This is a genomic window from Pseudalkalibacillus sp. JSM 102089 (assembly GCF_041366475.1).
Classification (GTDB): Bacteria; Bacillota; Bacilli; order Bacillales; family Guptibacillaceae; genus Guptibacillus; species Guptibacillus hwajinpoensis_B.
In genome coordinates, this window is sequence record NZ_JBEWYW010000001.1 from 799,102 (window position 1) to 820,351 (window position 21,250).

Here is a 21,250-nt window from a genome sequence, read left to right on the forward strand (position 1 = left end):
AGAACACGCCCTTTGTGTTCTGGTGAAAGAGTGAAATATCGCAGTTTCTGCGAGTCGCAGCTAGACTGAAAAGCGAAGCGGGCCTGCTTAAATCCGCAGGATGTTGGAGCCCATGAGACTGAGACGCTTTTTGTCTCATTCGATTGGGCGAAACAGCCGGAGGATTTGGCCCGCGCAGCTAGACATGAAAAGCGGAGACGAGCGTTTAGAAACGGAGATATTGGAACTCTTGAACTAGAACACGCTTTTTGTGTTCTGGTGAAAGAGTGAAATATCGCAGTTTCTGCGAGTCGCAGCTAGACACGAAAAGCGGAGACGAGCGTTTAGAAACGGAGATATTGGAACTCTTGAACTAGAACACGCTTTTTGTGTTCTGGTGAAAGAGTGAAATATCGCAGTTTCTGCGAGTCGCAGCTAGACACGAAAAGCGGAAGCCTCCGTTTAGACCCGGCAGGCACTGGAGCCTTTTCATTTGAACAAGGTCTTTGTGTTCGGATGAAATGGTGAAGTGACCGAGGGTCAGGAGGCTGCATCTGGATCTATGAAAAGCGAAAGCGCCCGTTTAGTCTCGACAAGCACTGGAGCCTTAACAAAAGAACACGTCCTTCGTATACGAATTAAAAGGTGAAGTGGCCAAGACCCTGCCCACTCCACCTAAACACAAAAACCCCCCCGGGAAATCTCCCAGGGGGTTACAACCTATCTACTTTACAAATTTCTTAAACACCAATGTCGCATTATGACCACCAAAACCAAGTGAATTGTTCATGACTGCATTTACTTCAGCTTTACGTGCTTTGTTTGGCACATAATCGAGATCACAGTTTGGATCAGCCGTTTCATAATTGATTGTAGGTGGGAGGATTCCTTCTTCTAGCACCTTCGCACAGAAAACCCCTTCAACCGCACCTGCAGCGCCAAGCAAATGACCAGTCATTGACTTTGTTGAACTAACCGCAAGCTTATAAGCATGCTCTCCAAAGACAGACTTAATCCCTGCTGTTTCGTACCTATCATTATAATCCGTGCTTGTCCCATGGGCATTAATGTACCCAATGTCAGCAGGCGTAAGACCAGCATCATCAATAGCCTGTTGCATTGCACGTGCGCCGCCTTCCCCTTCAGGAGCCGGTTGCGTAACATGATAAGCATCACCTGTTGAACCGTACCCTACAATTTCTCCATAAATTTTAGCGCCGCGTTTTTCAGCAGATTCAAGGCTTTCAATGACAAGGATTCCTGCACCCTCACCAATAACAAACCCATCACGATTCGCATCAAATGGACGACTTGCTGATGCAGGATCTGGATTAGTAGATAAAGCCTTCATCGAGCCAAATCCAGCTACGCTCATGCTAGTAATAGGTGCTTCTGAACCACCAGTAATCATCACATCAGCATCTCCACGCTGGATCACCTTGAAAGAATCACCAATGGAGTTTGTTCCTGAGGCACATGCTGTCACTGTACATGAGTTAATTCCTTTTGCACCAAGCATGATCGAAACCTGGCCAGAAGCCATATCAGGAATCATCATTGGCACGAAGAATGGACTTACACGACGAGCGCCTTTGTCCATGAACGTGCGGAATTGGGATTCATAAGTTTCCATACCGCCAATACCAGAACCGATCCAAACACCGACTCTTTCAGCATTCTCATCATTAATCTTCAATCCTGCATCTTCAACTGCCATTTGAGAAGCTGCAACGGCAAATTGGGTGAAACGGTCCATTTTTCGAACATCTTTACGATCCATGAAATTTTCGGGATCAAATTCTAGAGCTTCACCTGATACTTTTGCTGCAAATTGATCTTTATCTAATCGTGTTAGTGGATTAATCCCAGAAACACCGTTAACTATATTTGTCCACGTTTCATCTACTGAATTTCCGAGTGGAGAAACAGTTCCCAACCCAGTAATAACTACTCTTCTTTTCATTTTACCAGCGCTCCTTTTTCTCTACTACTCATTAACGTCCTAATTTTAGGGCAACTGCTCCCCATGTTAAACCGCCGCCAAAGCCAACAAGAATAACCACATCGTCTTCCTTAACGCGGCCTTCCTCCATCGCCTCTGAAAGTGCGATTGGAATCGTGGACGAAGACGTATTACCGTATTTCTTAACCGTTGTCGCCATTTTCTCAATCGGAAGTTCAAGTCTCTGTCTTGACGCTTCCATGATGCGGATATTTGCTTGGTGAGGAATAAGGAAATCCACATCTTCTTTCGTTAAACCAGCTTTATCGATTACATTAATCGCTGATTGCCCCATTTGTCTAACGGCAAACTTAAATACTTCTCTACCATTCATAGCCATAAAACCATTTGGCTCTTGATAAAGATGTTTAGCTCCAGATCCATCCGAACCTAGTTCAAATGAGAGAATACCTCTTCCTTCTGTAACAGGCGCAATTACTGCTGCTCCTGCTCCATCTCCAAATAGTACGGCTGTGTTTCGATCTTCCCAGTCAGTAATTTTCGAAAGTTTCTCTACACCAACTACTAGGATATTTTTATAAGTATCGTTATTAATGTACTGACCAGCTGTAATCATGCCATACATAAATCCAGCACAAGCCGCACTTAAATCCATCGCAGCCGCATTCGTTGCACCAAGTTTTTCTTGAAGCAAACAGCCTACTGATGGGAATGGATAATCCGGAGTTACTGTGGCAACCAGAATAAGATCCAAGTCTTCCGCTTTTATATTAGCATCTTCAAGGGCCTTTTTTGAAGCTAAATAAGCCATATCAGATGTATTCATATCATCGTCTGCAATTCTTCTTTCTTCTATTCCTGTTCTAGTGCGGATCCATTCGTCAGATGTATCAACCATTTTCTCTAAATCTTGATTGGTTAATACACGTTCAGGTACATAATGTCCTACACCTACTAAACCAGCGTTCATCATGAATTTCCCCTTTATAGGATATTTTCTAACTTAAAACCAATCTTTAGTAGCTGGTACTAATTTTAATTCATAAGTGTGTGTTTGTCTACCTAACTGCTTCTTGGTGGGACTCACCATTCTTGCGTGACATTCATAAACTAAACATAAGTAAACTTGAACGAAGGGGGATAGATAGATGTATCCGTATAATCAACAACAGCCTTATTTTCACCAACAGCCTGGATATCATCACTATCAGCAACAGCCTTTCACACCTTATCCGCCATATCAGTCATTTGACCCCTACCAATCACATCATTATCAGCAGCCTATTCATCAGCAGCCTCAGCCCTACTATCCACACCCTTACTACCAGCAAGCCCAGCAACCATACTTTCCTCAGCAAGGATACCAGGGCGGACAGCCATTTATGAATCAATTTAAAAAGCAAAATGGACAGTATGATTTTCCTAAAATGATGAATACCGTTCAACAAATTACGCCGATGGTGAAGCAAATGGGCTCATTGCTAAATTTATTCGTTAAATAATAGAAAAGACGTGTTTCCACGTCTCTTCTATTCATTTAGAAAGAAACAGCATGCTTCCTGCACTTATAAATAGTAAAATTCCGGAAATGACCATTAAGCTAAAACTACCGATCAATATTCCTATTAACAAACCACCTAGTGGGACAAACCAAATCCAGAAAGCTTTACGGCCCATAATACTCTCTCCTTACTCCTGTGCATCCTGCTTCCCGAGCTCATAGGCATCTTCCATAGCCTTAAGAAAGAGCTGAAGCAATGGCTGCATCTTTTCAAGATCTAATTCGATTTCTTGCTCTCCAAGCGACTGCTTCGCTTCAGGTAAATACTTCATTGCAATTTGCATAAACTTCATGTTTTGATCCATTTCATTCACTCCTAATTTACTTTCGCCTGTACGGCTCCCTTCTATTATAACGACAAATACGGTGTATTGAAATGCTCCCAATCTTCCCGCTGTCCAGAAACCATCTTTAATACCATCGCAGCCTGTCCTCTATGGTAAGCTTCATGGTCGATTAAATGGCTTATGATCCATTCGGGAGAGTAACGGTGCACCTCTCCATTAATCGTAACTTCAGGTCCTGGTTTTCGATACTCTACATCAGATAGATGATTGAAATAAGATTTTATCAATTCGCGCGCCTCTGCAAGGCGAGCTAAAAACCAGGATAGATCTTTATCATCAGGAGCAGAGATCACTTGCTCTTCTTGAAAGTAATATCGCTCTCTTTCATCCTCTGTTACACTTTCTCCCATAAGGGCATTTTTCACCCACCAAAGCTCAATTTGTGCAATGTGTAGTATATAAGCTCCAACTGTAGGAAAACTTGAATACCCATAGTGAAGTTCCTGAAATTCAATGTCACTTACCATCGAAAGAAGTTTTTCTCTCGTTTCTTTTAAAGCTTGAAGCCCATGAGAGGAATCGTGGACATCATAATTACCGAGCGTCTTTTCAATCATTCATCATCTTCCCTTCTCAATCAGTCAAATAAATCGAAGGATCAATCGCCATCATTTTCTCCGTATGCACTCGTTGCAGATGCAATCCTTCATCAATAGGTGTCACATTCTTAAACCCAAGCTTATTGACACATTCTTTGCTAGAAACCCTGCACTTCAAGTTACTCTGATAACGCATTTCCTTTGGATCTTCTATACACCATTCGACTCCGGTTTGCCATTCTCCTTCTCTTCCACTTGTTAGATTGAACGATTCTGACTGATCGATTCGACATCCTGCTTGATACAAAGCCCAACACACATCTCTTACATAAACCGCATCATGATGAAATTTCTTCCCCTCATTTTCATACGATGACGGTAGCTTTTTAGTTAGAAAGTAATGTTGATAAACATACTGAGTAGGTTGCCAAGGTCCATAAACAAGCGGAGCTCGAAGTACTTTTACAACACCATCTCGTTGATCAGACTTCAATAAAACTTGTTCATTTTCAGCGTTTAACTTGCCCGACATTGTTGTAGGGTGTAGAGGAGTTTTTTCTGTAATTTGTCCATAACGTGTTCCGAAAACTTCCGTGCTCGATAAGTAGACGAGTACTTTTCCGTTGGATGCTTGTAAGACCTTGCTTGTGTTCTGTAATCCTTCTTCGATGATCTTAGAGCCGCGAACATGTTCAAGCCCTGGATGACTAAGATGAAAAATCGTGTCACATTCTTTGGAAATCTGGACAAGAGAAGCTTCACTTAAAGAGCTGTTGATTTGTTTGTAATTAGCGTTTCGAAGTAACATCATTTCCTTCATTTCATATTCAGCATTTCTTAGGGTATTTAATTTATTATCAATTGCTACTACTTCAATGCCTTTGCCTAGTAGAAATTCTGTTAAATGAAAGCCAATGAATCCCAATGCCCCTGTTACAAATACTTTCTTCACTAGTTTTCACCTCTGTTTAGATCGAATACTTTTTATCCCATCTGACCATTCTAAGAAAGATATCATTTGTCTAACTTAAGTTAACAAACCCTTTAAGGAGGATACTTTCATGCAGCTTCATCACGGAAATTTATTCTGGCCAACAACTGTAACAGAGCCCCCTACATTTCCTGAACTCACTTCATCCATCACCTGTGATGTCCTAATCATTGGCGGTGGTATGTCGGGAAGTATTCTGGCAAAGACGCTTGCTGACTATCATGTTGACACTGTTTTAATAGAAAAAGATACGATCGGCTCTGGAAGTACTTCGGCGAATACTGGCCTTCTTCAATTTTCTAATGATGCTATGCTTGTAGATTTGATCGATCAATTCGGGAAAGAGAAGGCTGTTTATTTTTATAAACTTTGCTTAAAAGCAATAGACGAACTAGAAAAGGTTGCAGGCTCTTTAAGTGAATCAGCTGAATTTAAACGAGCAGAAAGCCTTTATTTCGCAAGCAACGATCATCACGCAAAAAAACTCAAGAAAGAATACGAAGCTTTAACACATCATGGGTTTGAAGCAGATTATATTGATCGTCACGCCATCGAAAGTCTCTTCTCCTTCACTGCCCCTGCAGGGATCTATACGAAAGGTGAGGCGGAAGTAAACCCGTATAAATTCGCACTTGCCCTTACAAGCAGCGCCAGGGAACTAGGATTAAGAGTGTTTGAGCATACCGAGATCCTCTCTCATCAATTTAATAAAAATGATTTAATCTTCGAGTCTGAAAAAGGAGAAATTCGTGCAAAACATGTAATTTACGCAACTGGCTATGGTACGCAGGAATTTGCCAAAACAAAAGGCGCACTACTCGATCGCACCTATACCATTGCGACTGAACCCATACCGAAGTTTCCTGGTTGGCACAATCAAGCCCTTATTTGGGAAACCGATCGCCCTTATTACTATTTAAGGACAACTGCTGATCATCGCATCCTCATTGGTGGACTTGATTCTAATCTTAAAAAAGAAGAAAAACTCGAACAACAAGGACAGCGATTACTTGCTAAACTGCATGAAATGTTTCCTTCTATCCAAACGTCAATCGCATATGAATGGAGCGCCATATTTGGTTCAACGAAAGATGGACTACCTTACATAGGAAAACACCCAAAGTACGAGGGTGTCTATTTCATGTTAGGATATGGTGGAAACGGGACGGTTTATAGCATGCTTGGTGCCGAGATACTAAAAGATCTTATTTTATATGGTCATCATCCAGCAATGGAAATAACACAACTGAATCGATCGTAAATCACAATTCCTCATACTGTTGAAAAAAACGAATCATCTTCCTACCAAGAAATTGATAGCTATCACTCAACAAAGCAAGGTCAACGGGGTATCCTACCTCCTGTTGAAGACGCTCGTATTCTCTAATTTGTTCTAACGAATAGGGACTTTTCATGGAATGGTGCCAAATTTTAACTGGACAAGGACATGCTTCCGTTTCTTTGTTGTCAATTCTCATTAAAACCTCGTCATTCTCAATTTCATAAGCTTGTGCCATCTCTCGTAGTAACCGTTTATAGAAAAGACGGTTCACTTGTTCTTGTCTGACTAGGCGCTTCAAATCAAAACAAGGGTTTAATAATGCCGCTGATCTAACTAAGGTATGACGATTGTTTAAAAAAGCATTTGCTGCCAATACTCCCATACCTTCCGCAACAACATGTATCCTTGGATTCAGAATTTCCTGTTTGTGAACAAGATGATAAATTCGTTCAGTTAATTTCGCTGCTTTTGGCGATCCCCAGTGCCTTCCATATAGATTGCTCGTATAGACTGTATACCCTGCCTCTAGAAGATCGGCAATCATCCCTTCACGCGTATGGTTCTGCAACCAGAAACTTGTATCAGCATCAACGAAATGTGTTAAGCCACCTATAATAAATATGCCAAACCCGTTAGGCCGTTCAGGGACAAGAACGATCGTCCACTCCCCGTCTAATTGATAGGCTCGTTTACGAATACACATACTCTCCCCTCGCCCTTTTATCACTTTCTGTATAACCTATGCAAGTTACATATGGAAGAAAGGGTGAAGTGCCTATTTTGAGGGAATTTCATATCTTCTTCATCCCACGTCATTAGAAAGCGCCCTTAGTCATGATATGCACTATTATTTCTATATATGTCCTTGCATAAAATTGGATATGATTGGGTATGGGAAAGAAGGTGGTGATAAAAATGAAAAAAACATCCGTACTCGTATTTATGATTGTTTACCTTCTATTTAGCATTTCTGGATTCCTATTCCCTTATGATGCTGATTGGTATACGTCGCTTGCTAAACCTGATTGGACACCAGACGGTTCCGTTATCGGGATCATTTGGGCATTACTGTTTGGGTTAATCGCTTTATCAACCGCCATTGTCTACCAAAAGCGTAGCTTCGGCCGTCATAATAGTGAGTACCTCTCACTACTAGGGATAAACTACATATTGAATCAAGCATTTAGTTATTTGCAATTTGATCAGCATGCCCTGTTTGCAACGTTCATGGATGCCCTCTTTATTGCAATCACTTCATTGATTCTTATTTTTCTTGCAGGCAGACAAAATCAGTTAGCAGGTTGGCTATTACTTCCTTATTTTCTTTGGACGGCGTTTGCTGCCTATTTATCCTGGCTATTTTATTACATGAATTAAAATTGATAGATGTTGCACTTAAATATTTTGTGGTATGATAAACGATAGAATACGTTTACAAATGAGGTGAATTTATTGCGTTATCTTTGGGCAATTATCTGGGGAGTTCTACTTAGCAATATGATATTCTATGTACTTGCTTCTATGCAAGGTGGTCATTACGAGTTTGGCCCTGCATCACTTTTCGGAATTATCCTGGCTATTGCGGCAACGCTTCTTGGAGAAGGTCTAATTTCCGATCCAGCAGAACAATAGAAACAAGCGCCATTTACGGCGCTTGTTTTTTTATTGCCTGTACCTATGCCCGATTCTTATTAATGATGAGGCTTCGGTTCCCTTGACCACTTTCGATTTTGATTTGAACATTCAGGGAACGCTTCACCTGCACGAAGTTCAATTTGTTGTGGATCCTTCACCATTCCACCTGTCTCTCCGATTTCAATATACACACCATTATTTGGCGCTTTTTGTCCAGGTGTAAACTGACGATTTTCTCCGCCCATATTACTGCCTCCTTCCACTCATCAACTTTTGCCCCCTTTATCAGCATTCATCATCGAATAATGTTTTATGTAACCTGACATACAAAATTCCCTTTACAAAAATGGAAGGACTGGTGTTTAATGGTTACATGTGTCAATTTATCTTGTAACCATTACTGGAGGAACATTACTCATGGAACTGTTGGAACTACTTAAGTACGCATTTCTTGGTTTACTTCAAGGCTTCACTGAACCCATTCCAATCTCATCAAGTGGACACCTTGTCATAGCACAAAAATTATTTAATTTAGAAATCGAAGGACTTAGTTTTGAGATCTTAATGAACTTTGCATCCTTACTTGCCGTTCTTCTTATTTATCGTAATGACCTTATTCGCCTCACTTCTCATGGAATACGATACGTTGTCTCTCGAGAAGAAGAGTCAAAAAGCGAATTTATGTTTATCGTCTACCTTGTTATTGCAACTATTCCTGCCGCTGTACTTGGTATTTTGTTCGATGACTTTATTGGAGAAGAACTGAAGGGCATTAAAGTTGTTGGAGCTACTCTCATTATTACAGGTATCGCACTTTGGCTCATTCGTAACCTTCGTGGCTCTAAAGGCGAAGCAGGACTTAGTATCAAGGATGCCCTTATTGTAGGTCTGGCACAAGCTGTCGCTTTAATCCCTGGTATTAGTCGCTCTGGTGCAACAATCGTAGCCGCCATGGGACTTGGAATGAAACAAGAAACAGCTCTAAGGTTTTCGTTCCTATTATTCATACCTGTAAGCGTAGGTTCGATGATCCTTAGCATCGGAGATCTCCAATTTGGTGACATGCTTATCCCATATATCGTAGCCTTCCTTCTATCTCTTACAGCTTCTTACTATTCATTAAAATGGTTTATGAATATTATGGCGCGAGGAAACTTAATTTATTTCTCTATCTATTGCTTTATCGTGGGTGCATTTGTCCTTATTTTCTAACCGGCTATCGCCGGTTTTTTTATTTGCCCTAACAAATTCCCTTCGTATAAAAGGAATTGTTGGTTGTGATAAGAAAGGATTACATGGGATAATAGTAAAGAATGATCAAAGGAGGATGAAAATGAAAGAAGATACGATTACATCAGACCCACTAAAAAAGTGGATTGCTGAAGCAGGCGAATCCATTTCGTTTCAAAAAGACGAGCCCCTTTATATGGATGGAATGAAAGCGGACCGTCTTCTTCTTATAAGATCTGGAAACGTTCGTTTAAATAAGCTCACATCTGAAGGTAGAGAATTAACGCTACAAATCTGTCAACCGGGTGATCTTATCGGCGAACTTGCTCTTTACACTGGCCAATTAAACTTCTCCTCCAACGCATGGGCAGTAGATGATGTACAAGCAACCTTTGTGAAACAAGCTCACCTAGAAAAGACTCTAACCACAAACGCCCTACTCGCAACTGAATTTATGAAGTTCATGGGAGAAAACTTCAGAAAAAACCAATCAAAATTCCGAGATCTACTCCTACATGGAAAAAAAGGAGCACTCTACTCTACTCTCATTCGACTATCCAATACATATGGCGTTCATCAAGAAGATAACATTCTCATCGACCTCCCTCTCACAAATCAGGAGCTAGGCAACTTCTGCGGCCTAACAAGAGAAAGCGTCAACCGCATCCTAAGCGAACTCAAAAAAGCCGACATCGTCTCCATCACCCACAGCAAAATCACCATCCACAACCTAGAATTCCTCCGCTGCGCCATCCACTGCGAAGACTGCCCAATAACGATATGTAGGTTATAAGAAAAGCGAAAGCGCCCGTTTAGACACGGCAGGCACTGGAGCCCTATAAATTGAACACGGTTTCTGTGTTCGAGTTATAGGGCGAAGTGACCGAGTGTCTGGGCGCTGCAGCTAGACATGAAAAGCGAAGACGAGCGTTTAGAAACGGAGATATTGGAGCTCTTGAACTAGAACACGCCCTTTGTGTTCTGGTGAAAGAGTGAAATATCGCAGTTTCTGCGAGTCGTAGCTAGACACGAAAAGCGAAAGCGCCCGTTTAGCCTCGACAAGCGCTGGGGCCCCATAAAAAGAACACGTTCTTTGTGTTCATTTTATGGGGTGAAGCGATCGAGAGGCTGGGCGCTGCAGCTAGACACGAAATGCGGAAGCGCCCATTTAGACACGGCAGGCACTGGAGCCCTATAAATTGAACACGGTTTCTGTGTTCGAGTTATAGGGCGAAGTGACCGAGTGTCTGGGCGCTGCAGCTAGACATGAAAAGCGAAGACGAGCGTTTAGAAACGAAGATACTGGAGCTCTTGAACTAGAACACGCCCTTTGTGTTCTGGTGAAAGAGTGAAATATCGCAGTTTCTGCGAGTCGCAGCTAGACACGAAATGCGGAAGCGCCCGTTTAGCCTCGACAAGCGCTGGAGCCCCATAAAAAGAACACGCCCTTTGTGTTCATCTAAAAACCCAAAACACCTTCGTTCCAGCTGTCACTTCCTCTCTCACTAAAAAATCTCAAAATAAAAAAACACCCAAGCGGGTGTTCTTCATTCATCCTCCACTAACTGGAGGAATAAACGCAACAATGTCCTGATCGTTCACTACCTGATCTTCCGCTGCGTATTCTTCATTAATCGCCGTCATCGTATGATCAAGAGAAAGATCTGGATAATCGTTCATCAGAATTTGTTTCAGCTCAGAAACCACAAGCTGTGATTCCAATCGTTCTAGCTTTTCCTTCCCGATTTGCTCTTGCTGCTTTGCAAAGAAAAGAACAGTAATCATTTCTTCTCCTCCTTTGGCCATTTGTTTTTGTATGAGGTCTTTTCAAGCTGATCACCAATCCACTCTTCCCCATCGGTCCAGTACTCTTTTTTCCAAATTGGCACGATTTCCTTTATACGCTCAATCGCATAGCGACTGGCTTCATAACTTTCAGCGCGATGTGGGGAAGCGACAGCAATCACAACGGCAATGTCACTAATCGCTAATTTACCGATTCGATGCACAATAGAAGTTTGGACTGCTGGCCACTGCTCACGAATTTCTCCACCGATTCGTTTCAACTGTTTTTCTGCCATGGAAGGATAAGCTTCATACTGTAGCGAGACCGTTTGCTTCTCACCAGTAAATTCTCTTACTGTTCCAATAAACGTGTTGATCGCCCCTGCCTCAGGACGGATTACACTACTAATCACCTTATTTACATCTATTTCCTCAGAAGTAATCGAGTAATATTCCATTTTCAATCTCTCCTTAAAACCTTCAATACATCATTTATACAACGATCCATTTCTTCATATCGATAGCTATTCTTCATAGGAACCTCAAGCTGCTCTTTTACAATTGATCCAATAATATGGCTTTTTTCTAAAAGATGAAGATCTTCGGCATCTCTTATAATAGCAACCTTAGGATAGCTTTCCTCTTTATAGCCTTCTATAAGAATGAGGTCAACCTCAAACATTTCATATAATCGTATTAACTGATTAAGCTCCCATTCATTTTCTTGCATTGCTTGAACAGATACCATTCCACCACCGCTAACTCCGGTCACTGTAGCACCAGCCTCGCGATGACGACCCGTGTCTTTATTCTGATCATAGACGTCAGGAGCGCCATGACCGTGATGCTTAATAACGCCAACCTTCCTACCAGCTGAGGTAGCCATTTCTATAAATTTCTCCGCAAAAAGCGTTTTTCCGCTATTTTGATAACCGATTACTTGTAAGATTGGTATTCTCATTAGGACTCAGATCCTTCCTCACGTAAAAGAAGGAGATCAACGGTATCACCCGCTTTAAATCCTCGTGTTCCGCCAGGTAGTACGGTGAAAGCATTGGCTTCAGCAAGTGACGTGACGCTTCCTGATTTATCAAGACCCGTTGGCTTTACATATATACGCCCTTCCCTTTCCTCTGTCTTACTTCGTACAAATCGGGTAAATGGATTCGGTTTAGGAAAATCAGTTAGTAACGTTCCTTTACTTCTCATACGATAAGGGAATTTCGAGAAAAGGGCACGCTTGATGATTGGTCTTGCGAATAATTCAAATCCTACAAAACAAGCGGAAGGATTCCCAGAAAGTCCGAACAAGAGTTTACCATTCCATTCTGCTACAGTCGTTACACTTCCTGGTCTCATGCCTACTTTATTAAATAAGACAGTTGCTCCTAATTTTTCATAAATAGCAGGAAGATAATCATAATCACCTACAGAAACGCCTCCTGTTGTAATGAGAAAATCGACTTTACTTAACGCTTCTTTTACAGAAGTAAAACACGTCTCAAAGTCATCATCGAGCTTTCCAAAATAAAGGGGTACGCCTCCAGCCGCTTTAACTTGACCTTCAATCATGGGGGAGTTGCTATTACGAATTTTTCCTGGTTGAAGAGCTTCTTCAGGATTCAATAGCTCTGTACCAGTAGCGTATATCCCAACTTGTGGTTTACGAGCCACGGGCACATTCGCATAGCCAAATGTGGCAAGAAGTGCTTTCACACCAGGTGTAATCCGTGAGCCTTTCTCGATCAATACTGTACCTGCTTTTGTATCTTCTCCTTGTAAGGAAACGTTGTCTCCTTTTGCTACTTTGCGTTTCAGCTGGATAAATGACTGACCATCATCCTCTACTTCTTGAACAAGTTCAAGCATGATCACAGCATTTGTTCCTTCTGGTATTGCTGCTCCTGTCATAATCCGAATCGCTTCATTTCTTTCTGGAACCTTTGATGCAACCGTTCCAGCTCCTATTTCTTCAATTACTTTTAATTGAATTGGATTGTCTCTTCCTGCTTCGTATGTATCTTCTGCTCTTATAGCAAATCCATCATAAGGGGAACGATCAAACGGCGGAACATCATGATCGGCTTTCAAAGCAACACCGAGATGACGTCCGTCGCTTTCTTCTAGCGGAACCATTTCGCTTTCTCCTTCATAAGAGAGGTTCATCACTTTTTGAATTGCTTCTTCTACAGTGATTGGCTTCCTTCTCTCTACCATTATCTCATCTCCATCTGTTATGATTTTCCTCTTCATTGTAACAAAGATCAAGACTCTAGAAGTAAAATTCGAATGAATAGACTCTGCGCTGAATAGATTGTTAGTGATGCATCTTATATGGAAAGGAGTGATGATCATGCCTCAAATTCAATATCGGGTAAAGCCAGGCGATACACTGCTTAGAATTGCGGATTCTCATAACCAATCTGTCAATGATCTCAAACAAATCAATCAGCTGAACTCAAATATTATCTATGTAGGTCAAATGTTACGGATTCCTTCAGCAACTGATTATCCATCTTACACTGTTCAACCTGGAGATACATTGTTAAGCATATCCGATCGCTTTCAAATTCCTGTTCAAGAAGTAAAAGAATTAAATCAACTGCCATCTAACCTCATCTACGTTGGTCAACATCTTAATATTCCGGCAAACCGCTCAATGCGAATCAATTATACAGTAAAAGCAGGAGATAGCCTTTATCAAATTGCTATGAACAACAATACCACACCGAAGAGTATTAAAGTATTGAACGACTTAACAACAGATGATCTTTCCATTGGCCAAACGCTTAAAATTCCAGTATATACAGAAGTTGTCGTAAAGGCAGATCGGGCGAATGTCAGAACTGGTCCTGGTAAAGGGTATAACATCATTGCTCAAATGAGAAATGGGGCTAAGCTCGCTGTCGAAGGTATTCGTGGAAATTGGTACAAAGTCCAGCTATATGATGGCACGAGCGGATGGATCTCTGATAGCCTTGTTACCTTTAATGCATATGGTGATGAGTTGCCTGTATCAAGAATTATCGGATACTATACGCTTGAAGAAGGTCCATCCCTTCCTTCTTCGTATAAGTCGTTCGTGTCAAACCGTTCTGCTCTATCTCAACTTGCTTTATTTCTGTTTCGAATTAGCGAGTCAAATCCAACAACGATTGAGAAGTTTGGAAAGTTTAGCGATAGGGAGATCGAGAAACTCGTTCAACTGGCACATGATCAAAACATCAAAATTATGCCGGTTGTTCATAACCTGCTATACAAAAAAGGCGATACCGAACCGAGTAAGAAAGTTGTTCAAACACTCGTTTCAAGTGAAGAAAATCGTCGCGCATTTGCATTAAACTTAGTTAAATTAATTGAGAAGTATAATTTCGATGGAGTTGACATCGACATAGAGGATGTTTATATCGAAGATGCGGATAAACTGACGCTTCTCTATCAGACGATCGGGGAAGAGCTTCATAAGAAAGGATATTTCTTTTCAGCAAGCGTTCCATCGAGAGCATCAGATGAATTAGTGAATCCATTCTCAGACCCATTTAACTATGCCGAAATTGGTAAAGCTGTTGATCAATTTATTGTGATGCTCTATAACGAATTTGGCTGGCCTGGCAGTCCAGCTGGTCCTGCAGTAACGGCTGGGTGGATGAAAAAAGTAATGACTTATGCTAAAACGAGAATCCCCCCTGAGAAATTAGTATCCGCTATCTCTGTATTTGGGTTTGATTTCAATCTTGATACGGATAAAAGCACTTATGTCACTTATGACATGGCAATGAAATTGAAAAAGAAACACAATGCAGAAGTTCAATTTAACGAGGAGCGTCAAACGCCATTTTTCAGATATAAAGATGAAGAAGGAAATCAGCACGAGGTTTGGTTTGAAAATGAACAAAGCATAGAAGCAAAAATCCGCTTAGCTAATGAACTTGGTGTCCAGGGCGTGGCGCTTTGGAGATTGGGTATGGAAGACCCTGCTATTTGGAATATGATTAATGACAAAATTGTAGTAGAGCGTACGGAATAGAAAACGTCATTTTCTCATCCTCGCTGAAATAAGCGATTACTCATATCCAAAATAAAAAAAGGAAGAGGAGCCCCTCTTCCTTTCCTACTTTCATTATCTAATGCCTAGCGCAATTTTTGCGTAGCGTGACATGTTATCTTTTGACCATGGTGGATTCCAAACGATGTTAACATCAGCATCGTTCACTTCTTCCACGTCAGATAGTGCGCGCTTTACATCGTTAACAATTGTGCCTGCTAATGGGCAACCCATTGCTGTTAATGTCATAACGACTTGTGCAACACCTTCATCATTAAGATCGGCTTCGTATACGAGGCCAAGATTCACGATGTCTATCCCAAGCTCAGGGTCAATAACATTCTCAAGAGCTTCAAATAATTTATCTCTCATTTCTTGATCTGTTTGTTCAGACATAGCATTCTCTCCTTTCATACATGTGCTTCCAACCTTCATTATAACAAATTGAGGTTTAACTTAAACCAAAAAGCCTTAATTCTATAAATGAGTTTTAAACCAATCCACTAAAGCAAGGACAGCTTCACGTGAAACTTTATGGCCAGAAGTCTCATCTTTAATAAACTTCAGACGGTCTTCTTTCCCATTATAGAGCGGTTTAATCTGGTTATAGAAGTCGTAAGTAAGAGTATAAGGAACAACTTTATCTACAGTACTATGCCACATCATTAGTGGACGACCATTAAGTTTATCTTCTTGAAGAGAAAGATCATAGGACTGCAATCCTTCAATTTGTGTTATCATCTCTTCTTCAGAAATAGGGAGACTAAATCCTTCTTCCTTTAAATAACGTATTTGTGCGTTAGCTAATTTGAAGTAAGAAGGTGAACCCATTAAGGAGACGGCGGCTTTAATCCACGGATACTGTGTAAGAGCACCAAATGTAAGGATTCCGCCCATAGATGTACCAGACATACCGATTCGGTCTTCTTGAACCAGGTTCCGATCCACAAAATGCTGCCTTAGTTGATCAAGTTCTGTTAAGCTTTGGATCACAATTTCCCAAAACACATATTGCCTCTTTTTCCCTGATAGGTCATCTTCACGCTCACCATGGTGCACAGCATCGGGCAGAAGAACACGATATCCTTCGCCTGCTAGAAGATATGCGATGTGAAGATTATGTTCTTTAGCGCTAGTAAATCCATGTTGGAACATAACTAATGGCAGCTTATCTTCAGCAAGATTAGCGTCCACTATGTGTAAGACAGGTATATTCTCTATGTATTCATTAACAATTGTTATCATCATCTTGCCCCTTTCCTTTAGCAACCCTCATTCTACTCTATCGTACCACTCATATAGTTGATTGAGAAATTTAAGGACAGTATAGAAAACGTAAAAACATGCAAGCAGTCGCTTGCATGTTCCGTTTGTTAATTTTTGATTTGCTCTTCGTGACTTTTTTCAACTGATTTCATATTTTCAAGCTTATTGTAGTATTGAGTTGGAAACTGTGATCCCTCATACACCATCTTGCTGTCACCACTATCGTCTGACTGATCCGGTGTTGTTGGGTTACCCGCCTTCTCAATTGGTAAGGTATCGTTAAACTTCTTAGTCACTTGTTTCCGAATATCGTTAGCTTTTGACTTTAATTTCGTTCTCTTCTCCTCATCCTTAAGCAAATAGGATGAAATGCCGATTGTCCCTGCCGCAATACTTGATATTAGCAATGTCTGTTTCTTAGTCATAATCGACTGCCACCTCCAATGGAATGATAGTTAAAGTGTACCCTTCTTAACAATTCCTCAAACAGCTATCATATCCTTTTAACATTCTTGTCAAAATTTTAATATTCCTAAATAGACACATATATGGATGCCATGTACAATTAGTGTGTAAACACCAAATGACACTTTTCAAAGGAGCTTCTATGACAACTAAACCGCATCTAATCGCAATTGATCTTGATGGCACGTTGTTAAACAGCGAAAAGAATATTTCTGAACGCACAAAATCTGTTATTGCCGAAGCTAGAAAACAGGGACACCATGTTGCTATCGCAACAGGAAGGCCTTATCGAGCAAGCGTGCGCTATTACAATGAATTGGCACTCGATTCTCCAATTGTTAATTTCAATGGAGCTTTTGTACATCATCCTCTTGATCGCTCATTCGGGACGTATCACTCACCAATGGAATTAAATACGGCTAGATCCATCGTCTCTTCTTGTAGTGAAATTAACGTAAAAAACATCATGGCCGAAGTGTTGGATGATGTTTATTTGCATCAGCATGATGAATTAATTATGCAAAATATGATTATGAACGAATCTTCTATCTATACAGGTGAAATTCATAAAAACCTTAAAGACGATCCTACATCTCTTCTCATTCATCCACATGAACAGCAGCTCGCTGATCTTCGGTCAATGTTAAAAGAGCATCACGCTGAGATGATCGAGCATCGCGTTTGGGCTGCTCCCTTAAACATTATTGAAATTGTTCGAGCGGGATTAAACAAATCAGTAGGACTTAAACGGTTAGCCGAGCATTTCAATGTCCCTCAAGAAAGAATCATTGCCTTCGGGGATGAAGATAACGATCTTGAAATGATCGAATATGCTGGAACTGGCGTGGCGATGGGCAATGCGATTGCTGAATTAAAAAATATCTCTAACGAAATCACGATGACCAATGAAGAAGATGGTGTTGCTTCCTTCCTTGAAGAAAGGCTAAACATCATCCTACCTGATAAAAGACAGCTATCATAAGCTGTCTTTTTTTGTTTAATGAAATAAGGATGGAAATCGAATAATTACAGATCGCTGAACTCATCCTATAAAAGAAAGGGAGGGATTAATCATGGCAAAGAATAGTAAAACAAAGAGAATGGTAAAAGAAGGTGCGGATCGAGTTGTCCAAAACATGGACCAACACGACCTGACAAGCTTCAGCAATGAACAACGTAAGAAACAACAACAAGAAAATTTGTCAGGTGGTGAATAACGATGGGTAATCGTCATTTTCAGCTTGCTCGAGAAGCCGTTGCAAAAGCGGAGCAAATGGCCGCAGGTCATCCAGAGTTGCAAAACCAAATCGATGTGGCCCAAAATAATCTTTCTGCAGCTTTTCACCAATCTACAAGCGCAGAAAAAGAACAGCTCACATCTTACCAGGAAGTTATACAAGAACTTAGCCATGAATCATCCAATAAACCCTTTTAATTTCCACAAAGAAGAACCCGTCATGTGCGACGGGTTCTTCTTTGTGGAAATGCGTTCATTTATAGTCACACCATTTTAAAAAAGTTTAATGACTGGTTTAAATTTTGTTCGTCTGCCAAGCAAATTCAGTACTTCTTTCGTTATCAGCTTATATCCTTTTGCATTTAGCTGAAGACCATCTTTTTCATAAAGCATTTTACTTTTCTTATTTTCACGTATCAGTTTCCAGAGATCAATATGTCTTGTTCCAAGCTTATTTGCTAAATGTTTAATTCGATCAGCATAACCCTCTATTTTCTGATTGGTCATGGAGACATTTCCTTCATTCATTACTGGTGATGGCGATATAAGAATAACTCGTTCTGAGGGGAGATTCTTAACCATGTACTCAATATTTCTTTCAAATTCACTTAAATCTGAACCTTGTCCTAAACAAGCTTCTTGCGTTCCAAAGAAAATGGTTACATAATCCGGTTTGTAGCTGAGAACATCAGACTGAAAACGCGATACCCCTTCTCTAGAAGTTGGTGTTGAACCTGCATTAATCACGATCCATTCATCAAGAGCCCCTCTTATCCTTGATGTAAGGCGTTCGTTTCCTTTATCATCTACTTCTCTCGCTGTCAGGCAGTCGCCAAAACAAACAAGTACAGGCATTTCTTTCCTCCCCCTTTCATTCCGTTGTTACCAGGTCTTTAAAATGGCTGTTCGATACTTGCCTTGTTCTACGATTTCTTGAATTTCAACTATCACTTCTTTTTCAAAAATTGGGCCGTCCGATACAAACGTATGAAACTCTCCATTTTCACCGCACGGATCCACGTGGTCTGGAAGGGATTGAAGAAAGTTATCGTCAAATGGTTTTCCTATCCAATCAGGAGATATTTTTGACTGATCAACCGTTGTGATCACTGCTTTAAAACCTGTGGAGACGAATCTTTTTGCCGTATGTAAAGTGGAATGTTGCCATAATGGGTATATACCCTTCAGTTTGCACTCCTGTAAAAGCGTTTCCCGATAACGACGAATATCATCTAGAAATAAATCAGCGAAAACGATCCCTTCTATTTCTGCTTCTTTAAACACCTTATATTGTGCGCTAACAAGTTTCTCGTATTGCTTATTTGTACAGTTATCTGGTAAATTGGTTATCGTTAGAGGAAGACCAATAGCAGCTATCTGCTTTTCAAGAAGCGCTGCATGTACTCCGTGAAAAGGGATGGCACCATTTGTTTCGTTGACGGTCGTCCATAATCCTTTCACTTGAAGATGTGATTGCTTTAAACAATCGAATAAAGCTATGGCGCTGTCCTTCCCAGAGCTCCATGAAAAAATTAAATTCAATGTATTAGCTCCTTTCTTACTCTATATAGACGAATAGAAAAGGCTGAATGTTTCAAATATCTTGAAATTAATTAAAAACTTTATTCAAACCTTCTTAAAAAGGAATTGAAGTGTTTTAAGTCGAAACAGTATGACGGAGGTGGAACGGTAATGAATGTGTACCAATTATCTAGCCAGACAGATGAAGACATGATTGAAAAGGTTTCAAAGTTATTAATGAAGCAAATTACTCGTTCTGATCAAGATGGAAGCTACGATAAACTCATTAAAGGAGTAAAGCTTGCTCTTGATGAACAGACAGCATCACGAATCGTTGTCGCAGAGTCTGATGATGAAGTTCATGGTGTCGCGTTTTTTAATATCGGCGTCAGCCTCTCTAGTGGTGGTCCATATATTTGGTTAAATGAATTATTTGTTGATCCAGATGCACGAAATAGAGGTATTGGTAGGAAATTACTACTTCATGTGATTTATTGGGCTGAGAATGAAGGTATTAAGGGCATTGAACTTGAGACAGGAATTCATAACGCTGTTACAAAACACCTTTACAATTCCCTCGGTTTCCATGACATTATCTCAAAAAGATACGGGTTTACCTTCTCTTCTTAAAGATTATTTGCTGAAAGAGTTGTTTCTGATACACTAAGAGATGGTAGAGAAAGGAGGCGTTTATAAAATGGAATTACGCGTAGATCGCACACCAAACCCAAATGCTATTAAAATCACGGCAGATCAACAGCTTTTCGAAGGAACTTCAAGCCATTCTTTCAAGAAGAATGACAATCCTGATCACCAAATGGCTGCTGCACTTCTTAAATTAGATGGTGTTGATAATGTGTTTGGATACCAGGATTTTATTACAATTAATAAGATGCCAGAGGCAGATTGGGATACATTACTTCCAGAAGTAAAAGAAACAATCTCTAATAACGCATAGAAAAAAGTTCCTCGGATACCCGAGGAACTTTTTTTGTGTTGTTAAGTAGTAGGTGAGATGTTTCACTTTTTGAGTAGAACATAAAGGACGTGTTCAAATGAAAAGGCTCCAGTGCCTGCAGTGTCTAAACGCCCACTTCCGCTTTTATTGTCTAGCTGTGACTCGCAGAAACTGCGATATTTCGCTCTTTCACCAGAACACAAAGGACGTGTTCTAGTTCAAGAGCTCCAATATCTCCGTTTCTAAACGCTCGTCTCCGCTTTTCTTGTCTAGCTGTGCGGGCCAAATCCTTCGGCTGTTTCGCCCAATCGAATGAGACAAAAATCGTCTCAATCTCTTGGGCTCCAACATCCTGCGGATTTAGGCAGGCCCGCTCCGCTTTTCTTGGCTAGCTGCAGCGCCCAGCCTCTCGATCGCTTCAGCCCTTCATCCGAACACAAAAACCG

Annotated in this window: 29 protein-coding genes; 12 read left to right on the forward strand and 17 right to left on the reverse strand. The window is 40.7% G+C overall.

Annotation, left to right across the window (positions count from 1 at the left end; translation table 11 throughout):
* Window positions 1-703: 703 nt before the first annotated feature.
* A complete protein-coding gene (fabF, locus tag ABVF21_RS03975) occupies window positions 704-1,942 on the reverse strand; it encodes a beta-ketoacyl-ACP synthase II (RefSeq protein ID WP_303534822.1) in 1,239 nt (412 codons plus the stop codon).
* A 31-nt stretch (window positions 1,943-1,973) separates the two neighbouring features.
* Window positions 1,974-2,912 carry a beta-ketoacyl-ACP synthase III gene (locus ABVF21_RS03980; protein ID WP_303534820.1) on the reverse strand — a complete coding sequence of 313 codons (939 nt, stop codon included), beginning with the start codon at window positions 2,910-2,912 and terminating at the stop codon, window positions 1,974-1,976.
* Window positions 2,913-3,090: 178 nt separating this feature from the next.
* On the opposite strand from ABVF21_RS03980, the gene ABVF21_RS03985 reads away from it, so the two are divergent.
* Complete coding sequence (locus tag ABVF21_RS03985; protein ID WP_303534818.1) at window positions 3,091-3,444, forward strand: YppG family protein; 354 nt, start codon at window positions 3,091-3,093, stop codon at window positions 3,442-3,444.
* 31 nt (window positions 3,445-3,475) lie between these two features.
* On the opposite strand, the gene ABVF21_RS03990 is transcribed toward ABVF21_RS03985, so the two are convergent.
* Genes ABVF21_RS03990 through ABVF21_RS04005 form a run of 4 tightly spaced genes read right to left on the reverse strand, consistent with a single transcriptional unit; the run spans window position 3,476 to window position 5,341 of the window.
* On the reverse strand, window positions 3,476-3,619 hold the full coding sequence (locus tag ABVF21_RS03990) for a hypothetical protein (protein WP_159782169.1): 144 nt from the start codon (window positions 3,617-3,619) through the stop codon (window positions 3,476-3,478).
* 12 nt (window positions 3,620-3,631) lie between these two features.
* Complete coding sequence (locus tag ABVF21_RS03995; RefSeq protein WP_194221184.1) at window positions 3,632-3,808, reverse strand: ComZ family protein; 177 nt, start codon at window positions 3,806-3,808, stop codon at window positions 3,632-3,634.
* Between the two features lie 44 nt (window positions 3,809-3,852).
* Window positions 3,853-4,407: a DinB family protein gene (locus ABVF21_RS04000; protein WP_303534815.1), complete on the reverse strand. Its 555-nt coding sequence runs from the start codon at window positions 4,405-4,407 to the stop codon at window positions 3,853-3,855.
* Between the two features lie 16 nt (window positions 4,408-4,423).
* Window positions 4,424-5,341 carry an NAD-dependent epimerase/dehydratase family protein gene (locus ABVF21_RS04005; protein WP_303534813.1) on the reverse strand — a complete coding sequence of 306 codons (918 nt, stop codon included), beginning with the start codon at window positions 5,339-5,341 and terminating at the stop codon, window positions 4,424-4,426.
* A gap of 109 nt (window positions 5,342-5,450) precedes the next feature.
* Here ABVF21_RS04005 and ABVF21_RS04010 point away from each other — a divergent pair, with 109 nt between their 5' ends.
* The gene (locus ABVF21_RS04010) at window positions 5,451-6,641 is read left to right on the forward strand and encodes an NAD(P)/FAD-dependent oxidoreductase (protein ID WP_371017525.1); all 1,191 of its coding nucleotides are present in this window, start codon (window positions 5,451-5,453) and stop codon (window positions 6,639-6,641) included.
* Between the two features lies 1 nt (window position 6,642).
* Here the strand turns inward: ABVF21_RS04010 and ABVF21_RS04015 are convergent, their stop codons facing one another.
* Window positions 6,643-7,365, reverse strand: coding sequence for a hypothetical protein (locus tag ABVF21_RS04015; protein ID WP_371017526.1), 723 nt, complete (start codon window positions 7,363-7,365; stop codon window positions 6,643-6,645).
* A 212-nt stretch (window positions 7,366-7,577) separates the two neighbouring features.
* On the opposite strand from ABVF21_RS04015, the gene ABVF21_RS04020 reads away from it, so the two are divergent.
* Together ABVF21_RS04020 and ABVF21_RS04025 are read left to right on the forward strand one after the other, a co-directional pair.
* Window positions 7,578-8,039, forward strand: coding sequence for a TspO/MBR family protein (locus ABVF21_RS04020; RefSeq protein WP_371017527.1), 462 nt, complete (start codon window positions 7,578-7,580; stop codon window positions 8,037-8,039).
* Window positions 8,040-8,114: 75 nt separating this feature from the next.
* Window positions 8,115-8,294 (forward strand): YjzD family protein, encoded by a 180-nt coding sequence (locus ABVF21_RS04025; RefSeq protein WP_306558496.1) that lies wholly within the window; start codon window positions 8,115-8,117, stop codon window positions 8,292-8,294.
* Between the two features lie 59 nt (window positions 8,295-8,353).
* On the opposite strand, the gene ABVF21_RS04030 is transcribed toward ABVF21_RS04025, so the two are convergent.
* Window positions 8,354-8,542, reverse strand: a complete 189-nt coding sequence (locus tag ABVF21_RS04030; protein ID WP_194221177.1) for a YjzC family protein — start codon at window positions 8,540-8,542, stop codon at window positions 8,354-8,356.
* A gap of 172 nt (window positions 8,543-8,714) precedes the next feature.
* Between ABVF21_RS04030 and ABVF21_RS04035 the strand changes: the two genes are divergently transcribed.
* Complete coding sequence (locus ABVF21_RS04035) at window positions 8,715-9,509, forward strand: undecaprenyl-diphosphate phosphatase (RefSeq protein WP_303534803.1); 795 nt, start codon at window positions 8,715-8,717, stop codon at window positions 9,507-9,509.
* A gap of 121 nt (window positions 9,510-9,630) precedes the next feature.
* Window positions 9,631-10,320 carry a Crp/Fnr family transcriptional regulator gene (locus ABVF21_RS04040; protein WP_283152363.1) on the forward strand — a complete coding sequence of 230 codons (690 nt, stop codon included), beginning with the start codon at window positions 9,631-9,633 and terminating at the stop codon, window positions 10,318-10,320.
* A gap of 758 nt (window positions 10,321-11,078) precedes the next feature.
* Here the strand turns inward: ABVF21_RS04040 and moaD are convergent.
* Genes moaD through ABVF21_RS04060 form a run of 4 tightly spaced genes read right to left on the reverse strand, consistent with a single transcriptional unit; the run spans window position 11,079 to window position 13,529 of the window.
* Complete coding sequence (gene moaD / locus ABVF21_RS04045; RefSeq protein ID WP_371017528.1) at window positions 11,079-11,312, reverse strand: molybdopterin converting factor subunit 1; 234 nt, start codon at window positions 11,310-11,312, stop codon at window positions 11,079-11,081.
* Window positions 11,309-11,770 carry a molybdenum cofactor biosynthesis protein MoaE gene (locus ABVF21_RS04050; protein ID WP_303534801.1) on the reverse strand — a complete coding sequence of 154 codons (462 nt, stop codon included), beginning with the start codon at window positions 11,768-11,770 and terminating at the stop codon, window positions 11,309-11,311. The genes moaD and ABVF21_RS04050 overlap by 4 nt, the downstream gene beginning before the upstream one ends.
* A gap of 2 nt (window positions 11,771-11,772) precedes the next feature.
* Window positions 11,773-12,273, reverse strand: coding sequence for a molybdopterin-guanine dinucleotide biosynthesis protein B (gene mobB, locus ABVF21_RS04055; protein ID WP_303534799.1), 501 nt, complete (start codon window positions 12,271-12,273; stop codon window positions 11,773-11,775).
* Window positions 12,273-13,529 carry a molybdopterin molybdotransferase MoeA gene (locus ABVF21_RS04060; RefSeq protein WP_371017529.1) on the reverse strand — a complete coding sequence of 419 codons (1,257 nt, stop codon included), beginning with the start codon at window positions 13,527-13,529 and terminating at the stop codon, window positions 12,273-12,275. The genes mobB and ABVF21_RS04060 overlap by 1 nt, the downstream gene beginning before the upstream one ends.
* 136 nt (window positions 13,530-13,665) lie before the next feature.
* Here ABVF21_RS04060 and ABVF21_RS04065 point away from each other — a divergent pair, with 136 nt between their 5' ends.
* Window positions 13,666-15,339 carry a LysM peptidoglycan-binding domain-containing protein gene (locus ABVF21_RS04065; protein WP_303534795.1) on the forward strand — a complete coding sequence of 558 codons (1,674 nt, stop codon included), beginning with the start codon at window positions 13,666-13,668 and terminating at the stop codon, window positions 15,337-15,339.
* Window positions 15,340-15,432: 93 nt separating this feature from the next.
* Here ABVF21_RS04065 and ABVF21_RS04070 read toward each other — a convergent pair whose 3' ends face one another.
* From ABVF21_RS04070 to ABVF21_RS04080, 3 genes are all read right to left on the reverse strand, one after another.
* Window positions 15,433-15,753 (reverse strand): metal-sulfur cluster assembly factor, encoded by a 321-nt coding sequence (locus tag ABVF21_RS04070; protein ID WP_194221171.1) that lies wholly within the window; start codon window positions 15,751-15,753, stop codon window positions 15,433-15,435.
* Between the two features lie 81 nt (window positions 15,754-15,834).
* Complete coding sequence (locus ABVF21_RS04075; RefSeq protein WP_303534793.1) at window positions 15,835-16,602, reverse strand: prolyl oligopeptidase family serine peptidase; 768 nt, start codon at window positions 16,600-16,602, stop codon at window positions 15,835-15,837.
* Between the two features lie 128 nt (window positions 16,603-16,730).
* On the reverse strand, window positions 16,731-17,048 hold the full coding sequence (locus ABVF21_RS04080) for a hypothetical protein (protein WP_194221169.1): 318 nt from the start codon (window positions 17,046-17,048) through the stop codon (window positions 16,731-16,733).
* A 182-nt stretch (window positions 17,049-17,230) separates the two neighbouring features.
* On the opposite strand from ABVF21_RS04080, the gene ABVF21_RS04085 reads away from it, so the two are divergent.
* From ABVF21_RS04085 to ABVF21_RS04095, 3 genes are all read left to right on the forward strand, one after another.
* A complete protein-coding gene (locus tag ABVF21_RS04085) occupies window positions 17,231-18,070 on the forward strand; it encodes a Cof-type HAD-IIB family hydrolase (protein WP_303534791.1) in 840 nt (279 codons plus the stop codon).
* Window positions 18,071-18,161: 91 nt separating this feature from the next.
* Complete coding sequence (locus ABVF21_RS04090) at window positions 18,162-18,305, forward strand: hypothetical protein (RefSeq protein WP_303534789.1); 144 nt, start codon at window positions 18,162-18,164, stop codon at window positions 18,303-18,305.
* A 2-nt stretch (window positions 18,306-18,307) separates the two neighbouring features.
* A complete protein-coding gene (locus tag ABVF21_RS04095) occupies window positions 18,308-18,523 on the forward strand; it encodes a DUF3813 domain-containing protein (protein WP_303534787.1) in 216 nt (71 codons plus the stop codon).
* 75 nt (window positions 18,524-18,598) lie between these two features.
* On the opposite strand, the gene ABVF21_RS04100 is transcribed toward ABVF21_RS04095, so the two are convergent.
* Window positions 18,599-19,180: an SGNH/GDSL hydrolase family protein gene (locus ABVF21_RS04100; protein WP_371017530.1), complete on the reverse strand. Its 582-nt coding sequence runs from the start codon at window positions 19,178-19,180 to the stop codon at window positions 18,599-18,601.
* A 27-nt stretch (window positions 19,181-19,207) separates the two neighbouring features.
* A complete protein-coding gene (locus tag ABVF21_RS04105; protein WP_303534784.1) occupies window positions 19,208-19,867 on the reverse strand; it encodes a diphthine--ammonia ligase in 660 nt (219 codons plus the stop codon).
* Between the two features lie 150 nt (window positions 19,868-20,017).
* Here ABVF21_RS04105 and ABVF21_RS04110 point away from each other — a divergent pair, with 150 nt between their 5' ends.
* Both ABVF21_RS04110 and ABVF21_RS04115 read left to right on the forward strand, forming a co-directional pair.
* Entirely contained in the window at window positions 20,018-20,476 is a 459-nt protein-coding gene (locus ABVF21_RS04110) for a GNAT family N-acetyltransferase (protein ID WP_303534783.1), read from the forward strand.
* Window positions 20,477-20,543: 67 nt separating this feature from the next.
* Window positions 20,544-20,804, forward strand: coding sequence for a NifU N-terminal domain-containing protein (locus ABVF21_RS04115; RefSeq protein ID WP_303534782.1), 261 nt, complete (start codon window positions 20,544-20,546; stop codon window positions 20,802-20,804).
* Window positions 20,805-21,250: the final 446 nt, after the last annotated feature.

Bases quoted from the DNA above. Each gene is read 5' to 3' on its own strand.
- ABVF21_RS04095 (WP_303534787.1), top strand. From the start codon at position 18,308: ATGGGTAATCGTCATTTTCAGCTTGCTCGAGAAGCCGTTGCAAAAGCG.
- ABVF21_RS04050 (WP_303534801.1), bottom strand. From the start codon at position 11,770: ATGGAATATTACTCGATTACTTCTGAGGAAATAGATGTAAATAAGGTG.
- ABVF21_RS04065 (WP_303534795.1), top strand. From the start codon at position 13,666: ATGCCTCAAATTCAATATCGGGTAAAGCCAGGCGATACACTGCTTAGA.
- ABVF21_RS04035 (WP_303534803.1), top strand. From the start codon at position 8,715: ATGGAACTGTTGGAACTACTTAAGTACGCATTTCTTGGTTTACTTCAA.
- ABVF21_RS04040 (WP_283152363.1), top strand. From the start codon at position 9,631: ATGAAAGAAGATACGATTACATCAGACCCACTAAAAAAGTGGATTGCT.
- ABVF21_RS04085 (WP_303534791.1), top strand. From the start codon at position 17,231: ATGACAACTAAACCGCATCTAATCGCAATTGATCTTGATGGCACGTTG.
- ABVF21_RS04015 (WP_371017526.1), bottom strand. From the start codon at position 7,365: ATGTGTATTCGTAAACGAGCCTATCAATTAGACGGGGAGTGGACGATC.
- mobB (WP_303534799.1), bottom strand. From the start codon at position 12,273: ATGAGAATACCAATCTTACAAGTAATCGGTTATCAAAATAGCGGAAAA.
- ABVF21_RS04115 (WP_303534782.1), top strand. From the start codon at position 20,544: ATGGAATTACGCGTAGATCGCACACCAAACCCAAATGCTATTAAAATC.
- ABVF21_RS03980 (WP_303534820.1), bottom strand. From the start codon at position 2,912: ATGAACGCTGGTTTAGTAGGTGTAGGACATTATGTACCTGAACGTGTA.
- ABVF21_RS03985 (WP_303534818.1), top strand. From the start codon at position 3,091: ATGTATCCGTATAATCAACAACAGCCTTATTTTCACCAACAGCCTGGA.
- moaD (WP_371017528.1), bottom strand. From the start codon at position 11,312: ATGATTACTGTTCTTTTCTTTGCAAAGCAGCAAGAGCAAATCGGGAAG.
- ABVF21_RS04080 (WP_194221169.1), bottom strand. From the start codon at position 17,048: ATGACTAAGAAACAGACATTGCTAATATCAAGTATTGCGGCAGGGACA.
- ABVF21_RS04070 (WP_194221171.1), bottom strand. From the start codon at position 15,753: ATGTCTGAACAAACAGATCAAGAAATGAGAGATAAATTATTTGAAGCT.
- ABVF21_RS03995 (WP_194221184.1), bottom strand. From the start codon at position 3,808: ATGGATCAAAACATGAAGTTTATGCAAATTGCAATGAAGTATTTACCT.
- fabF (WP_303534822.1), bottom strand. From the start codon at position 1,942: ATGAAAAGAAGAGTAGTTATTACTGGGTTGGGAACTGTTTCTCCACTC.
- ABVF21_RS04075 (WP_303534793.1), bottom strand. From the start codon at position 16,602: ATGATAACAATTGTTAATGAATACATAGAGAATATACCTGTCTTACAC.
- ABVF21_RS04020 (WP_371017527.1), top strand. From the start codon at position 7,578: ATGAAAAAAACATCCGTACTCGTATTTATGATTGTTTACCTTCTATTT.
- ABVF21_RS04010 (WP_371017525.1), top strand. From the start codon at position 5,451: ATGCAGCTTCATCACGGAAATTTATTCTGGCCAACAACTGTAACAGAG.
- ABVF21_RS04030 (WP_194221177.1), bottom strand. From the start codon at position 8,542: ATGGGCGGAGAAAATCGTCAGTTTACACCTGGACAAAAAGCGCCAAAT.
- ABVF21_RS04100 (WP_371017530.1), bottom strand. From the start codon at position 19,180: ATGCCTGTACTTGTTTGTTTTGGCGACTGCCTGACAGCGAGAGAAGTA.
- ABVF21_RS04090 (WP_303534789.1), top strand. From the start codon at position 18,162: ATGGCAAAGAATAGTAAAACAAAGAGAATGGTAAAAGAAGGTGCGGAT.
- ABVF21_RS04060 (WP_371017529.1), bottom strand. From the start codon at position 13,529: ATGGTAGAGAGAAGGAAGCCAATCACTGTAGAAGAAGCAATTCAAAAA.
- ABVF21_RS03990 (WP_159782169.1), bottom strand. From the start codon at position 3,619: ATGGGCCGTAAAGCTTTCTGGATTTGGTTTGTCCCACTAGGTGGTTTG.
- ABVF21_RS04110 (WP_303534783.1), top strand. From the start codon at position 20,018: ATGAATGTGTACCAATTATCTAGCCAGACAGATGAAGACATGATTGAA.
- ABVF21_RS04000 (WP_303534815.1), bottom strand. From the start codon at position 4,407: ATGATTGAAAAGACGCTCGGTAATTATGATGTCCACGATTCCTCTCAT.